Source organism: Enterococcus ureasiticus (assembly GCF_001730285.1).
Taxonomy (GTDB): Bacteria; Bacillota; Bacilli; order Lactobacillales; family Enterococcaceae; genus Enterococcus_L; species Enterococcus_L ureasiticus.
The window spans coordinates 1099079-1113896 of sequence record NZ_MIJZ01000001.1; the positions used below are offsets into that span (position 1 = coordinate 1099079).

A 14818-nucleotide genomic window follows, 5' to 3' on the forward strand; every position below is an offset into this window, starting at 1 on the left:
GTTCTCCTTTTGTACGTCTCATTATTTTGATCTATAAATTTTAAGAAAGACTCCCCTAAAAAAGGAAGTCTTACAGTTATCTATTTAATGGTTTAGATTTTACCAACTAAGTCTAAACTTGGTGCAATTGTTTCTTCGCCTGGTTTCCAGTTTGCTGGACAAACTTTATCGCCATGTTCTGCTACAAATTGAGACGCTTCTAATTTACGAACTAACTCATCAGCATTACGGCCAATACCCATATCATTGATTTCGTATGATTTGATTTCGCCTTCTGGGCTAACGATAAATGTTCCACGGTATGCTTGACCTAAATCTTCATTTAAAACACCAAAGAAACGAGCAATTTTACCATTTGGATCAGCTAACATTGGGTATTTGATTTTACCGATCGTATCTGTCGCGTCCGCCCATGCTTTATGCACAAAGTGGCTATCTTCAGATACAGAGTAAACTTCACAATTCAACTCTTTTAAATGATCATAGTGATCTTGCATGTCGCCAAGTTCTGTTGGACAAACAAATGAAAAGTCAGCTGGATAGAAGAAGAAAATACTCCATTTACCTAATACGTCAGCAGTTGAAACTTTGATAAAATCTCCATCTTGATAGGCGTCACATTCAAAGTCTAATAGTTTTGTGTTGATTAAATTCATATACATATTCCTCCTAAAATTTAAAAGTTAGCCGCAAAGCTACTCCATTTTTCTACCCTCTTAGCGTATCAATTTAAAATTATTATGTCAATAGAATTATTATAGTTTAGTTATTTTATTTTTGCCATTTTCGTCTTTTCTTTGAGAAAATAGCTCTTCCATTCTCAATAACAGTAAATATTTTCAATTAAAGATCCTTTAACTAAAATTACACTGTGTAATAAATATAATGAGAAATAAGCAAGTTCTCTTTTTATTTGATATACTTAATAAAAATTATTGAGGGAGGTAAAATCAAAGTGAAAACCATCGGATTATTAGGCGGAATGAGTTGGGAAAGTTCCGCTGATTACTACAGATTGATCAATGAAACTATCAAAGCTGAATTAGGTGGATTGCATTCTGCAAAATGTATTTTATTTAGCGTTGATTTTCAAGAAATCGAAAGGTATCAATTTTCAAATCAATGGGATAAAAGTGCTGAACTTTTAGCAGAAGCTTGTCTTTCTTTAGAAAAAGTAGGTGCAGATTATATCGTTATTTGCACAAATACCATGCACAAAGTTGCAGAAGTCATTCAACAAAAAATCAGCATTCCAATTCTCCATATTGCCAAAGTGACTGCCACAGAACTAAAACATCATAAAATAAAAAAGGTCGGTTTACTAGGAACAAAATTTACAATGGAGGAACACTTTTACAAGCAAGTCATTGAAGACAATGAAATTGATGTCATCATTCCAGAACAATCAGATCGTGAACGAATCAGCAAAATCATCTACGAAGAGTTATGTTTGGGAAAAACAACTGATATCTCCAAACAATTTTATTTAGAGGTGATCAATCAACTAAGTCAACGAGGAGCCGAAGGTGTTATTTTAGGTTGTACGGAGATTGGTATGCTAATCGCTCAAAGCGATACTACTGTTCCACTTTTTGATACCACTAAAATCCATGCTGTTCAAGCAGCACTGACTTCTTTGGAAAAATAAGTAAACAGAGCCCGAAACTAAACATCAGTTTTGTTTCGGGCTCTAAATTCGAATAGACGGTGGGAGCAGAAGCAACTTCTTTGTCCAGGCTCTGTTTAATTTTACCAAAAGAAATCTTTCAATAATTGAACGACTTTCTGATTTTCAACTAGCTCACTATGACTCGTATTTTCTCCTTGAATCAGCACTTCATCATACTCAGCCACCTGATCCTGATAAATATACCTTCCAGAAAAAACACTTTGTACCGGAACCGTATTGTCTGATGCCGTATCATCAACTTCTCCAGCAATATTTAACATCTCGATAGTATCAGGGATATTTTCTAGATTCGTTAAATAGCCTTTGAGCAGATCGCTAGTTTCTTTTAGTTGTGTAAATGATGTCACAGCGTCATTATATTTTTTTGACGTATCGTTGTATGGTGTTCCTAGTGTTATCAATTTGGCTAATTTAGGATCATCATGTTGCTGAAATTCTTCCAGATACGATGTGATCACTAATCCGCCGTTGGAATGACCTAAGTAGTTATATGTTTCAAATGAGTATTTTTTTTGGATATAACTTAGAGCTAGTTGATACCATTTTCCTTGAACAGACAATGTTTTGTTGCTACTGTCTTCAAATGCAATCACAATGATAGGATGTTCAGTTGAACTGGTTAGTTTACCTTTAGAAGAAACAGCTCCATCCGTTGCTACAGTAACTTTTAACACATCCGCTTTTGAATCTAACGTTTTAATCAAGCCATTGAATCGATTGACCGTTCCATTAGTGCCTGGAACAAAAATCGTTGGCGTTTGAATTTCCACAGGTTCACTCGTTGGTGTAAATTTTTCGGCAAATGCCGTTAAGCTTTTTTGAAATAAAAGAAAGAGCATTAGAACAACACCTACAATCAAAAGTATTTTAGGAACTCTTCTTTTTATGTTTTTAGTATGATCCATGACGTTTCCCTCCTCTTATAGGGAAAGTGTACGCCTTGAAACTTAAACGAAAATTAAACACAAAATAAAGAGAACAATTTAGTTTAGGAGATTAAAAACGTTTCATCCATCTTCTTATCTTTGCCAAAATGCTTACCATGAACATCAATTGCTGCATGCCATTCTTTACATAAATCATGTGGGATTGTTTCTGTCAAATGAATAAAATCTTTCCGCATTTCTTCATAGGTCTTATATGGACCAAACCCTAAACGATTAAATAAACGAATCGCATATTGATCCGCGATAAAGACATTTCGTTCAAATATATAAAGAAGCATCGCATCTGCTGTTTCTGACCCGACACCTTTGATCGTCAACAGCTCTTTTCTAAGTTCCTCAGTTGAGTATGCACGGAATTTATCAAAATCACTACCATGAGAAACAAACCAATTGATCAATGCTTTGATATAGTTACTTTTTTGGGTGAAAAATCCTGCTGGACGAATCAGTTCCTGTAATGTTTCCAACTCGATTTTCTGAAGTCTTTCTACAGTTAAATAAGGGGCCAAATTCCCTAATGCTTTATGAGCATTTTTTTCAGTCGTTTGCTGGATCAAAATCATCGATACCCAATCTGAAAGACGATTCTCATCTTCCCACCAATATTGGAAACCATAATGGGCGACCAAGTTGTTTAACACTTGTTGCTTCTCTTCATCTGATTTCATATTTATCTACTCCTTTGTTATCACATAAAAAAACTCAGATCAAAATAATTAAATCCTGACCCAAGCCTTATCATCGTTATTCAGTTATTTCTCTTTCTTTTGTGATCATGATCACACCATCACCCAATGGCAATAAAGTCGATGTTAAATCTGGATGAGTCATGACTGTATCTAAGAATTGATTCAACTTTCTATGAATTGTTCTTTGGCTACGTGGAATTTCCTCGATTGGGTCTAAAATCGTTCCTGCTTGGAAAACATCGTCTACCATCAGCACGCCGCCAACACGTAATAAACGTAAACATTCTGGTAAAAATTCAATATATTTGGATTTCGCACTATCCATAAATATAAAGTCATAAGGACCTGTTAACGTGGGTAAAACTTCTGCAGCTTGTCCTTCTAACAATGTTACTTTGTCCGTCAATCCTAAACGTTCATACGTTACTTTCGCTTTTCTGATCATGACATCAAATCGATCGATGGTCGTGACATGTCCGTCTTCTCCAACGTATTGCGCCATCAAACTAGAAGAAAATCCAATTGCTGTTCCAATTTCTAAAATATTTTTAGGTTTGATTTGATCTAAGAAAAATTGTAAAAACACAACGGTTTCATGAGGTATGATCGGTACTCCTGCCGCGTGCGCCTCTTCTTCGATTACCCCAAGTTCACCTTGGACTTTTTTTTGTTTATTACGCATAAAATCAACAAGTTCTTGTTTTACAACTGGTCGATGCATCATTTCGTTTCGCATATTATCGCTCCTTTTCGCTTCTTTATTATACGAAGAGAAGGATATGATGTCAAAAAAATAATTTTAATTTTTTCCTACTAAATTTATCTATTCTTTGCCGATTTTTTTAGAAATTCGTTCGTTCATTTTTCTTTTTAGTTCATTAATTCTTGTTTTAGCTTGCATTTCATGTAGTGTATTTTCTGCAAAAGAACCCACATCTTCTCCAACCAATTGTAAGACCGGTATATTATTTGCAGCTCCTTCTTCAAAAAAGTCTAATAATTCCAACATCGGCGGAAGCATATCCATGCCATCACCTGCGGTAAATTCCCATAAAAATTTTTGAACTTCTTTATAGACAATTTGATAATCAGAAGGAAGCTCCTTTAAGCGTGCCATTTGTTTATTGTATTCTACCTTATCTGCATGAACTTGTTTAAAATAATTGATGACATTTTTATTTTTCATTCTTTTTTTCCTCCTTTAATCTTTCGATTTGCCCTGAAATAAAAGTCCAGCGTTGCCAAAATAATGCGAGTTCTTTTTGTCCTGCTTCATTTAAGGAATAAAATTTACGCATCGGCCCAACAGTGGATTTTTTCTTTGTAACGGTGACCAAATTCTTTTTTTCTAAACGCAAGAGAATCGTATAAACCGTTCCTTCAACGATATCTTCAAATCCGTATTCTTGTAAATTATTGGTTATTTCATAGCCATACGTTTCATGTCGCTTGATAATTTCCAGAATAACGCCTTCTAGAACGCCCTTAAGCATTTCTGTTGTTCCGTTCATACTCTTCATCACCTGTTCTTTCTTACGATACTTGATATCATATTATTTTCTTTACCTACTTAGTATTATTAAGTACAGGTATATAGTATAACTTAGTAGAGAGGATGTCAACTACTTTGTTTTACTAAGTAGTTGATTATGGAATTAAAAGAACCTGTAGTAAACTATTTTCTAGTTTTACTACAGGTTCTTTTTTCCTACTTAATAAAGCAAACCTACCAAATCGTCTTTTTCAATATTACCGAAATATTTTTTAATATCGATTTGATCAACAGCTGCCTCAATCGCTGTTTTTTCATATTTTGTGCCAGTCAAAATTTCTTCTACATCTTTGATTTCACCTAGTCCAAAGAAATCACCAAAGATTTTGATGTCTTTGATTTCTCCATCTTCTACATTCATTTGCGCATCGATGGAACCAATCGGAAAGCGTTGATGACGTTCTAAGTTAAAGGCTGGTGATTTACCATAATTCCAATCCCAATTACGATAATATTCATCTGAGATCTTGTTTATTTTCACCCAGTCTTCATCCGTTAGTTCGTATGTTTTTACTTGATCAACAGAATCGACACCAAAGATTTTCAATAAAATATCTTGACGGAACTCTTCGGTCGTCATGTCTTGTTTATCTGCTGGTAAAAATGGTTTGATATTGGTTACTCGCGAACGAACGGATTTAATGCCCTTAGATTCGATCTTATCTTTGCGAACTTTTAATGTGTTCACAACTTCATCAATATCACTGTCAAACATCAACGTGCCATGAGCAAACATTCTACCAGCGGTTGCATACATCGCATTTCCAGAAAATTTCATTCCATCAATGACTAAATCGTTACGACCTTTTAATTCTGCACCTGAAACACCTAGTTCATGCAAGGCTTGAATGATTGGTTGTGTTACTTTAGCAAAATCACGGAAAGAGTTGCCATCATCTGGCATGATAAAACTAAAATTCAAATTCCCGTGATCATGATACACTGCACCGCCACCGCTTAATCGGCGAACCACATGGATGCCATGTTCATCTACATATTCTTTGTTGATTTCTTCTATCGTATTTTGGTTACGCCCAATTATAATTGAGGGGTCATTGATATAGAATAATAGAATCGGTTCATCTAATGGTTTTTCTTTTAATAAATACGTCTCGATCGCTAAGTTAACTCTTGGGTCGTTATTTTCATTTGGTACAAAAATCACAGTTCACCACTCCTTAAATTTCGATAACTAAATTTTTCTCTGCCAGACTAACGGATACTTGATGTCCAGCTGCTTTTTCTGCTTGTTGTTTCAGCTCTTCTAATGAGCCATGTTGGGGCAAATGGGTCAGGATCAGATGTTTAACGGCTGCTGCTTTTGCGATTTCTCCTGATTCTTTAGAGGTAAAATGAGCATGATGCTTCTCATTTCCTTCAAATAAATAGGTATCCGCCAAAAAGACATCCGCATCTTTCGCAAAATCAACAAAACTTTCCAAGTAACCAGAATCCCCGGTGAAAACAAACACTTTCCCCGTTTTTTCTTCGACAAAACGCATCGCGTAACAAGGTACTGGATGAATTGTTTTCATAAATGTCACAAGAAATGGGCCTAATTTTAATGATTCTGCTTCAAAATAAGGAACGGCTTTCGACACTCCTGGCATATTCAAGGCTTCAAAGTGAATAGGATCATCTGTATGGCCATAAATAGGCAAAACAGGTGTTGGTTCCATCACTGGATATAGCTGGCGATAATACTGCAGCACGCCGAGATCTGCGATATGATCGTAATGATAATGGGACAAAATCACTGCATCTAATGTTAATGGGTCAAGATGCTCTTCTAAATTGACTAAGGTTGTGCTTCCAGCATCTAACAATAGCTTAAAACCATCTGATTCTAAAAGGTAAGAACTAGTTCCTCCTCCTTTATAAGGATAGGCACCTAAACAGCCTAGAACGGTTATTTTCAACTTTATCGACCTCCTTGATTCGTCTTCACTTAATGGTAACATAAAAAATGAAATCGTTGATGAAAACAGGTATGATTGAACAAAAAAAAACTAAAAATTAACTATTTAAGTTATCTCTTAGTCCTTGATTGTCTTTATAAATGGTTCAATTAGAATAATTGAATCAGCTATTCTGTTATTTTCTTTTTTTAACAAAGTATAAAGTACCACTTACTACTATAATTCCTGCTCCAATCAACATCAATGATTTTTTGTTACACTCACCTGCTAAAGGCAATTGGTCGTTTGTATTAGTCGGTTTTTGGCTATTTTGGGTTAGATTATTCAGGTTATATACATATGTTATTATTTGATTTATTTTCAAATATGCTTTTTGAATTTTCGGGTAATTTATGTTCATTTAGTGTTTAACTTTCTATTGCGAGCTTATAGTCTGGAATTATTGCATCATTTAAATCTCCAATATTCCCACCAATTGTTCGGGCATCAGCACCCAATGTTCCTGTCGGATTCTCATTTTTAAATAACACTAATTGAACACAATCGTTATGCGTAGCAAATAAACTCCTAAAAATTCGTTATATTTATGATTTCAATGAAAAATTGTCTTTTAAAATAGCGTGTCTTAGCCAATAAAAAAAATCTCTTTTGTTATATCTAGTTTATTAAAACCAAACAAAAGAGATTTTTTATTATAGTAATAAGTTGTTAATGATTAAAATTTTGACTTCTTATTCTACAACAACTGGTGCTCCTTTTTCTTCACGAGCTGTATCATAAAAACTTGCCACAGCAACGTCATGATAAGGAATCACCCATAATAAACCGATTCCGAATACTAAAGCTCCAATAATAAACCAACCGATAAATGAAATTTGTAGAAGTAAATATTGACCAAAACGGCCTTTCATCAAGAACAATGCATATTTAAGGGCATCTCCTACTGATAATTCTGGGTCATCAAGCTTTACCCAAACAGCAAACTGAAAAACACCACTAACAAAAATACCGACTAAAATCATTAAAAATCCGAAGATCAGTAATAATATAGCTAAAAAGATATCTCCACCCATTTCAGATTGAAATTGATCAACTGAAACAGTATTAAACATCAACCCAAAATACAGCGTCACTCCAGAAGATAGGAGAATCGGCAGCAACACAATTAGATTCAACACTAATTCAACGATGTATTGGATAAGATTGATCAGCAACATTGGAAGATAAAACTTGCCTTGAAAAATAGTTGTTAACATTCCTGGTTGAACTTTTTTACCACGTAATACTTGCAGCGCACAATAATAAGTCCCATAAGTAATAGCGAAAAAGAGAAAGTTATTTAGTAAAAATGACATAACATTACTACCTGCACTATCTTTAGGTAAATTGGCAATACCACCTACCACAGAGCCAATAATAAAGCGTATAAATACAGCTAAAAATGTAATCCAAGCCATCGTTCCCCATTGATTTTTTAGTGATATTCGAGCTTGTTCTCGATGCATTCCATTTGTTATTTGACTTTTCATCTTAATTATCTCCTCTTTGTTTAATAATTGCGAAGCTTGTCTACTGTTTCTTTATCTAATCGTTTCACTACTTCTGTCACTAATTTAACTGTGTTTAAATAATCATCTTCATGAATCATTGATGTATGCGAATGTAAATAACGAACTGGAACTGTGATTGCAAGTGACGGAACACCATTTCTAGTTAAATGCATTCTACCAGCATCAGTACCACCACCGGTGATCACCGTGTATTGGAAAGGAATATTATTTTCTTCTGCCACTTGGATCACAAAATCACGTAATTTTTTATGTGGAATCATCGACGCATCAAAAATTAGGATCTGCGGTCCCTTGCCTAATTCAGAGTCTGCTTCTTTAGGCGTCATACCAGGAGTATCCCCTGCAGTTCCAGTATCTAGTGCAAAGGCAATATCTGGATCAACTAAATGTGTACTTGTCTGTGCACCACGCAAGCCAACTTCTTCTTGGACATCGCTTCCGGCAAATAAAATATTAGGATGTCCTTCGGTCGCTAAATTTTCTAAAACTCTTAAAGATACAGCCGTACCAATACGATTATCCCAAGCCTTAGCCAACATAAACTTAGTATCGTTCATCCGGCGGTATTCAATATAAGGCGTAACCATATCACCTGGTTTAATGCCCCATTCAGCTACTTGCTTATCACTTGATGCACCAATATCGATAAACATATCTGCAACATCGTACGGTTGTTTTCTAGCTTCTGCGGTTAAAACATGAGGCGGTTTTGAACCGATCACACCATGAAATAACTCACCTTTATTTGTTTTGATTTGCACTTGCTGAGCTAACATAACTTGTCCCCACCAGCCACCAAGTGTTTGGAATTTAATGAATCCTTTTTCTGTGATTTGAGTGACCATAAAACCAACTTCATCTAAATGTCCTGAGAAGAAAACTTTCGGTCCTTCTTTATCCCCAACCCGTTTGGCGATAATACTGCCTAAACCATCATACATAATTTTATCCGCAAAAGGTTCCGCATATTTTTTGAATATCTCTCTGACTTCCCCTTCATTTCCGGGTACTCCTTTAGCATTTGTTAAGTCTATTAATAAACGTTCTTCTTTTTGATCCATTATTATTCCTCCCTAAATTTAAAAGTGTAGCGGGCTCATTTAGCTCCGACTGAAAAATAGGAAAATAGGAGGGTGGCGTTTTTTGCCACAATCAAATTTTATCTTTTTTCCGAGGAGCTAGCCCGTGAAGCTAGATAACAATAAAAGTGTAGCGGGCTCATTTAGCTCTGACTGAAAAATAGGAAAATAGGAAGGTGGCGTTTTTTGCCACAATCAGATTTTATCTTTTTTCCGAGGAGCTAGCCCGTGAAGCTAGATAACAATAAAAGTGTAGCGGGCTCGTTTAGCTCTGACTGAAAAATAGGAAAATAGGAGGGTGGCGTTTTTTGCCACAATCAGATTTTATCTTTTTTTCCGAGGAGCTAGCCCGTGAAGCTAGATAACAATAAAAGTGTAGCGGGCTCATTTAGCTCCGACTGAAAAATAGGAAAATAGGAGGGTGGCGTTTTTTGCCACAATCAAATTTTATCTTTTTTCCGAGGAGCTAGCCCGTGAAGCTAGATAACAATAAAAGTGTAGCGGGCTCGTTTAGCTCCGACTAAAAAATAGGAAAATAGGAGGGTGGCGTTTTTTTGCCACAATCAAATTTTATCTTTTTTTCCGAGGAGCTAGCCCGTGAAGTTAGATAACAATAAAAGTGTAGCAGCTCATTTAGCCCTGTCTGAAAAACAGGAAAAATTGGCTGAGATGCTTTTTGCCTCATTCTATTTTATCTTTTACCCAAGAAGCTAGTCCATAAAACTAGACAACCTACAAACTATCCATTTGACACTAATCGTATTATAACACTTCTTAACATTCTTGAAAAATTAACTATATTTAAAAAAATAAAAAATGAAAAGCAATAGAAATGCCCAACAAGGGCATTTCTATTGCTTTTTTGCCTTATCTAAAAAATTATATATTATCTATTTGTTTTTTTCTATAATAATAAATAATGTAATAACCAAGTAAGCTGACAATCAAACTAGTTCCTAGTACGCTGTACCAGTTTTCGTTTTGTTCATTTGTACTTGGTAATTTTTTCTTCATAGCTGCGGTTGCTTTTGTGGAATTATTGATTTTAGTCTTAGTCACAGATTTTTCTTTCGGTACATCAGGATCAGTGATAGGTGGTACCGTTTCTTGCTCATAAACATAGACAACTTTTTGTGATGCCTCAGTAAACATGATTTCATCTACTCCAGGTAGCTGATCCATTCTATTCCTTAATTGAGGCGCTGGTTTTTGTACTTCTTTAAAGCGGTAGCCTTTGATTTCTTTCGGCTGGATTGTTTGTTTTGTTCCCACTTTTCCTGTTAATAAGTTGTCCTCATCAATTTTGTTTCCACTTGTATCTACATGCTGGAATAGGATTTCTCCAACGATATGTTCATTTTCTACGGTTCGTTCGACAGTCAAATGCTCTGGATCGACCGTGATATCTTCTGCATAGTCTTTCAAATGGTAACCATTAGGGGCTTGTGTTTCAGTAATCGTGTACATCCCTTGCGGTACTCTTTCAAACTCTACTAACCCATTAGCATCTGTCGTCTTGCTGATTTCTTTAGTAGGATCATTTTTAGGTACGAGTGTAAATTGAGCTCCGCTTAATGCTTGCTTTGTTTCTTGATCAATTTTTTTCACACGTACCGTTCCCAACAGTAATTGGTTGACCTTAGTTCCCTTTGCCACAGCTTCTGCTTCAATCAGCTCTTTCGTCAAGGTTATAGGAACAGGTGCCGTATCTAATTCGTAACCTTTTGGTGCTCTTACTTCTGTAAATTCGTAAGCCCCAGCAGTCAGGCCAGAAACAGTGATCAAGCCTTGTTCATTTGAGCTGAAAACGTGGGCATCTTTTTTGTCATTTGACCAAGTAACCACGCTTTGTTCATCTATCTGGTAGTATTCTTTTTCGCCCTGATTATCACGGGATAAAATGAACGCAGCATCTTGTAAAGCTTTATCTTGAGGATCTACTTTTCTCAATTCTATAGTTCCAGTTGTGATGATTGGTTGGTTTTCAACAATAGTTACATAGCTTGGGTCACTTGTTTCATCATCTGATTTCGTTGATAAAAGGACGCCTTCTTGATACTCATCAGATAATTTATAGTCTGCTGGTGCTGTGATTTCTTTGATTAAATACTCGCCTTCAGCCACTGATTGGAATGCTGCATTTCCATCTTGATCAGATGTCACTTTTAACCCTAGTGATTGTTTGGTGTCTTTGTCAAACAGTTCAAATACTGCTCCTTTTAATGGTTCTTGCGTACGTGCATCAACTTTTTTCAATGGAATCTGTCCTACACCTTTTCCAGAACCAGAACCACTTGTAACTGTATGATTCACCGTTGCCCAATCCATTTTGATTGCTTTATCATTTGAAAATACAGCGCTATTAAGTATGTTTGCTGATTTTGTCGTAACGGTTTGATAATCTACAGAAACTCCTCTCGTTTCCTTTTTAAAGGTAATTTTGAAATAATTCGTGTCAAAATTTTTAAGAGACGATCCTGCTGGACTCTGATCTGCGTCGTATGTGAAAGTAATTTCGTAGTCTTCACCTAGAGTAAGAACTTTATTCGTAACCAAATCTCTGACAACAAATGCATCATTTCCTATCACAAAATTAGTGTTTTCGGCTTTTGTTGAATCACTCAGTGTGAAGCTATCCTCCAAAACTAAGTTTTTATAGGGATGGTTTTCTGGCATAATATTTGTTTTGACAGACCAACTAGCCAGTTTATTATCTACCGTAGAAACTCTACCAGTTTTGTAAGTATTGATTCCTAAAGCAACCAGTTGTTCCGCTTTAAGATCGTGTTTGTAGTCCTGTTCATCGCTAATTTTGGCTATATTTGTAAAATTAGTGTAGTAATCAGAAACAGGAGCTATACTTGGTGCTGTTTTATATCTGATTGCGACTTTTTTATTCCCAATCGAAGAAAATTCTAAATGAATGTGATTGTCTTGGATTTCCATAACAGTTGGATAACGGGCATCTCCAGGTTGGATTTTTTCTCCCGTCAGAACTACTTCCTTACCGTCTTCATTGATAATTTTATCGAGTTCAAGAATCTCAATAGAATCTTTATCCAATTTTTGAATCGACTCAATGTCATCATCTAAAATCAGATTTTTGTATTTATGTCGCTCTTCATTAATTCCAATCGTCCAAGTAAATATTCCAGCAGTGGTCGCATAGTCCACGTTTTTCTTACCGCCTCCAACTAAGAAGCTAGGAATACTAAAAGTTGCCGAAGCTTCCATTGGAATCGTGCCATTACCTGCAAGAGAGACTTTATTACTTAGTTCGTCTCCTATCTTAACATCTGTATTGTCAAACTTACTTTTATAGGTTAAAACATATTTATTGGTTGTAACGCCATTATGAACACCTAACATATCCACTGTAAAACCAGAACTTGTTTTATGAATCGTATAATCTTGTCCGACAACTAGTGGATGTTTGGTGTCATCATCCCCTTTAGCATAATAGTAAAAATCAGCAGATCCATCTACTAATTCTTTCACTCGTTCACCAAAGGCATCGATCATTTGATTGAACTGCATCCCCCAATGTTTGTTATTGACAATGATTGACCAGTCCACCGTACCATCTGCCAAATCTAGAGAATCTTCTTCCAAAATCTTAGAAATATTTGATGGTACTAAGTTGATTTTTGCTTCATCGCTTCCTAACGCATCTGAAGCTTTATTTTCTATCTCACGCGGACTAGGATTTTGAACTGCCGTTTCATAGATAAATCGATACGCCTGTGTAGATGGCTGGGTTGGATTATTAGTATAAGTGTAATCTGTTGTGTATTGGCCAAAACCACTGGTATCCCAATGACTTGTTGGAGCAAAACCGCCCTGGCTGATTAAATTGGTGCCGTAAATATATAAATAGTAGATTTTCAAATTGGAGAAGGTTAAATCATTGGCAACCTCATCTTTAAGAATATCTGTAAATTTAGTTCCTTGACTCAGTTCTGTGCTGTCTAAATTGTAATCGATCGTCCAGACAATTGTATTTGTCTTAACGTTGTACTCACCTTTTTTAGTTATATGAGGGTTGTGGTTATACTGGAAGTAAACATAACTTGAAAGTAATGTTCCATACACAGTCGCCTCAGTTCTCAGATTGTTTAGCTCTTCATTAGCAATCGACTCTTCTTTAATGACCGATTCATACGTAAGAATCACAGCTTTATTTGTTTCTTTTGCTAAAGTAACTTCTAAATTAGCACCATTTTGTTGAAGTGTATAATCCCCGCTTCCTAACAAAACAGGCTCTCCAATCAAATTACCACCCATCGAAACATTCTGTTCAAAGACTTTCACATCTCTGTTATTGATATAAGCTGATGCATCTTCATTCTGATTTGAGTCTTTTTTATTAACTGTATTTTTGACTACTATTTTTTGATTTGTCTGTATTGTTTCTCGATTGATATTGGTTTTTATTTCTGTAGAAACAACATCTGTATTGAAGTTTTTATTTTTATTCAGGCGAATGCTTCCTTCACCTGAAAGCTTAAATAAAAGCTCGTATTGTTTTTCCTGATCGTTTGCTAAAGGGAAAACAATCGTTTTAAGTAAATCACTATCATTACTGTAGGGAATAAAACTGGTTTCAATATTGATTTGATATTTTCCATTGATTACAGTTTCTGTAAAAATAATAGTAAGCTTTCCAGTAGTATCTATTGTCCAGCTTCCAACTGTCTCTAATTTTCCGGATATGTTGTTTGAAATTGCAATATCTGCTGGTAATTGATATTCATATGTCCCAGCCTGAATCGTTTGATTGTCCTTTCCAACTTGTAACGCTAAGTTTAATGGCGCTTGTCTTTGCGGACGATTTGTTGTTGTGTTGTACTCTACTCCTTTAGGATCGGTCAGCGTAACATTTGCTACTAGATTCTCTGCTTGTTGTGTTTCTGCTTGATTTGTTTTCATTAAGCTTTCAATAGAATCACTTGTTCCTGAGTGCTCAGGCACTTCTATGCTGGTAGAAGTTTCAGTTGATTCTGCGGGCTTATCTGTCGCTTTGTCTGTTGAAGACTCAATTGTAATAGCGCTTTCTGAACTTTCTGAAGAAATTTCTTTGTTCAACATCTCACTTGTTTGTCCAGTATTCAATGTTTCCTCAAATGTTAATGTTTCAGCAAAACTAAACACAGGAATCAAAGAGTTAGCAATCATTAATAGTAACACCATTACTATCCAAAATTTCTGTTTTTTCATCAATATCCTCTTTTCTTTTTATTAAAAAATATATAACTATCATTATTTTAACATATAAAGCAAATTTTTATAGTCAAAAATCACAACATTTTTTAATTAATATATGAAAATAGAAAGCATAACTATTTTAAAAACAGTTATGCTTTCCATTTTG

At 35.3% G+C, this 14818-nt stretch carries 13 protein-coding genes; 1 reads left to right on the plus strand and 12 read right to left on the minus strand.

The window, feature by feature from the left end; translation table 11 throughout:
- Positions 1-92: 92 nt before the first annotated feature.
- Positions 93-656 (minus strand): alkyl hydroperoxide reductase subunit C, encoded by a 564-nt coding sequence (gene ahpC, locus BCR21_RS05175; RefSeq protein WP_069645415.1) that lies wholly within the window; start codon positions 654-656, stop codon positions 93-95.
- Between the two features lie 299 nt (positions 657-955).
- Between ahpC and BCR21_RS05180 the strand changes: the two genes are divergently transcribed.
- Positions 956-1648, plus strand: coding sequence for an aspartate/glutamate racemase family protein (locus BCR21_RS05180; protein ID WP_069645416.1), 693 nt, complete (start codon positions 956-958; stop codon positions 1646-1648).
- A gap of 101 nt (positions 1649-1749) precedes the next feature.
- Here BCR21_RS05180 and BCR21_RS05185 read toward each other — a convergent pair whose 3' ends face one another.
- The 11 genes from BCR21_RS05185 to BCR21_RS05235 form a co-directional block, all read right to left on the minus strand.
- Positions 1750-2595: an alpha/beta hydrolase gene (locus BCR21_RS05185; RefSeq protein WP_084013227.1), complete on the minus strand. Its 846-nt coding sequence runs from the start codon at positions 2593-2595 to the stop codon at positions 1750-1752.
- 83 nt (positions 2596-2678) lie between these two features.
- A complete protein-coding gene (locus BCR21_RS05190; protein WP_069645417.1) occupies positions 2679-3305 on the minus strand; it encodes an endonuclease III domain-containing protein in 627 nt (208 codons plus the stop codon).
- Between the two features lie 76 nt (positions 3306-3381).
- Positions 3382-4062 carry an O-methyltransferase gene (locus BCR21_RS05195; protein WP_069645418.1) on the minus strand — a complete coding sequence of 227 codons (681 nt, stop codon included), beginning with the start codon at positions 4060-4062 and terminating at the stop codon, positions 3382-3384.
- Positions 4063-4149: 87 nt separating this feature from the next.
- A complete protein-coding gene (locus BCR21_RS05200; RefSeq protein ID WP_069645419.1) occupies positions 4150-4512 on the minus strand; it encodes a DUF1048 domain-containing protein in 363 nt (120 codons plus the stop codon).
- Positions 4502-4837, minus strand: a complete 336-nt coding sequence (locus BCR21_RS05205) for a PadR family transcriptional regulator (RefSeq protein ID WP_069645420.1) — start codon at positions 4835-4837, stop codon at positions 4502-4504. The genes BCR21_RS05200 and BCR21_RS05205 overlap by 11 nt, the downstream gene beginning before the upstream one ends.
- Positions 4838-5038: 201 nt before the next feature.
- Entirely contained in the window at positions 5039-6043 is a 1005-nt protein-coding gene (locus BCR21_RS05210; RefSeq protein ID WP_069645421.1) for a lipoate--protein ligase, read from the minus strand.
- A 13-nt stretch (positions 6044-6056) separates the two neighbouring features.
- On the minus strand, positions 6057-6797 hold the full coding sequence (locus BCR21_RS05215; protein WP_069645422.1) for an MBL fold metallo-hydrolase: 741 nt from the start codon (positions 6795-6797) through the stop codon (positions 6057-6059).
- Positions 6798-6972: 175 nt separating this feature from the next.
- Positions 6973-7197 (minus strand): LPXTG cell wall anchor domain-containing protein, encoded by a 225-nt coding sequence (locus BCR21_RS05220; RefSeq protein ID WP_069645423.1) that lies wholly within the window; start codon positions 7195-7197, stop codon positions 6973-6975.
- Between the two features lie 331 nt (positions 7198-7528).
- Entirely contained in the window at positions 7529-8326 is a 798-nt protein-coding gene (locus tag BCR21_RS05225; protein ID WP_069645424.1) for a DUF975 family protein, read from the minus strand.
- Positions 8327-8346: 20 nt separating this feature from the next.
- Complete coding sequence (locus BCR21_RS05230; RefSeq protein ID WP_069645425.1) at positions 8347-9429, minus strand: M42 family metallopeptidase; 1083 nt, start codon at positions 9427-9429, stop codon at positions 8347-8349.
- Between the two features lie 897 nt (positions 9430-10326).
- Positions 10327-14664, minus strand: coding sequence for a SpaA isopeptide-forming pilin-related protein (locus tag BCR21_RS05235; RefSeq protein WP_069645426.1), 4338 nt, complete (start codon positions 14662-14664; stop codon positions 10327-10329).
- Positions 14665-14818 lie beyond the last annotated feature (154 nt).

Excerpts from the sequence above, each read along its gene's own strand:
- ahpC (WP_069645415.1), bottom strand. The coding sequence starts at position 656 with ATGAATTTAATCAACACAAAACTATTAGACTTTGAATGTGACGCCTAT.
- BCR21_RS05185 (WP_084013227.1), bottom strand. The coding sequence starts at position 2,595 with ATGGATCATACTAAAAACATAAAAAGAAGAGTTCCTAAAATACTTTTG.
- BCR21_RS05190 (WP_069645417.1), bottom strand. The coding sequence starts at position 3,305 with ATGAAATCAGATGAAGAGAAGCAACAAGTGTTAAACAACTTGGTCGCC.
- BCR21_RS05195 (WP_069645418.1), bottom strand. The coding sequence starts at position 4,062 with ATGCGAAACGAAATGATGCATCGACCAGTTGTAAAACAAGAACTTGTT.
- BCR21_RS05200 (WP_069645419.1), bottom strand. The coding sequence starts at position 4,512 with ATGAAAAATAAAAATGTCATCAATTATTTTAAACAAGTTCATGCAGAT.
- BCR21_RS05205 (WP_069645420.1), bottom strand. The coding sequence starts at position 4,837 with ATGAACGGAACAACAGAAATGCTTAAGGGCGTTCTAGAAGGCGTTATT.
- BCR21_RS05220 (WP_069645423.1), bottom strand. The coding sequence starts at position 7,197 with ATGAACATAAATTACCCGAAAATTCAAAAAGCATATTTGAAAATAAAT.
- BCR21_RS05225 (WP_069645424.1), bottom strand. The coding sequence starts at position 8,326 with ATGAAAAGTCAAATAACAAATGGAATGCATCGAGAACAAGCTCGAATA.
- BCR21_RS05230 (WP_069645425.1), bottom strand. The coding sequence starts at position 9,429 with ATGGATCAAAAAGAAGAACGTTTATTAATAGACTTAACAAATGCTAAA.
- BCR21_RS05235 (WP_069645426.1), bottom strand. The coding sequence starts at position 14,664 with ATGAAAAAACAGAAATTTTGGATAGTAATGGTGTTACTATTAATGATT.